Genomic DNA, 831 nt, shown 5'->3' on the forward strand with positions numbered 1-831 from the left:
GGTCCAGGACTTCTCGCCGGAGGTGATGACGACGCCGTCCTCGGTTTCGGTGATGCTGTCGATGGGGGTGTTGGTGTGGATTGTCGCACCGTTGGCCTCCGCCGCTGCGATGGCAGCTGTGACGGCGCGGTCGGTGCGCAGGGCACCGGCGTGGGGGTCGTAGACGGCGATGTCGTCGGGCCGGAGGTTGTGCTGCGGGTAGCGTTCGGCCATGGCCTCGCGGCTGAGGATTTCGTGCTCGGCGCCGTTGGCCCGGGTGGTTTCCAGCAGGGCCGAGAGGTAGGGGCCGTCTTTGGTGCCGATCGACAGTCCGCCGGTGCGGGTCAGGATGTTCTGGCCGGTTTCGGCTTCGAGCTCGGCCCAGAGGCTGCGGGAGCGCTCCAGGATGGGGTAGTAGGCCGGGTTGCCGCGGTAGATCATGCGGAACAGCCGGGTGTCCCCGCCCACGGCACTGCGGCCGTGGGCGGGGGACGCGGCTTCGAACCCGACCACTGAGTCGGACAGGCGGGAGGCCTGCCACAGGGCCATGCTTCCGATGCTGCCCAGCCCGATGACTGCGAGTTTTCCGTCCATGCCTAGAGCACCATTTCCAGGAAGGCCTGGGTGCGGGGTTCCTTGGGGTTGGACAGGATTTCCCGGGCGTCGCCGCGTTCGACGACGTAGCCGTCATCCATGAAGATCAGGGAGTCGGCGACTTCGCGGGCGAAGCCCATTTCGTGGGTGACCACCACCATGGTCATGCCCTTCTTCGCCAGCTGCTTCATGACGGCCAGGACCTCGCCGACCTTTTCGGGGTCCAGGGCGGAGGTGGGCTCGTCAAAGAGGATGATT

At 66.8% G+C, this 831-nt stretch carries 1 protein-coding gene and 1 pseudogene; both read right to left on the minus strand.

What is annotated here, in order from left to right; translation table 11 throughout:
• On the minus strand, window positions 1–573 hold a 573-nt coding region (locus AC6CH3_RS23345; RefSeq protein WP_498134697.1), incomplete at its 3' end, for an FAD-dependent oxidoreductase.
• 2 nt (window positions 574–575) lie between these two features.
• Window positions 576–831, minus strand: a pseudogene (locus tag AC6CH3_RS23350) (ectoine/hydroxyectoine ABC transporter ATP-binding protein EhuA); the annotation flags it as partial.

Source organism: Arthrobacter sp. GQ119 (genome assembly GCF_059759125.1).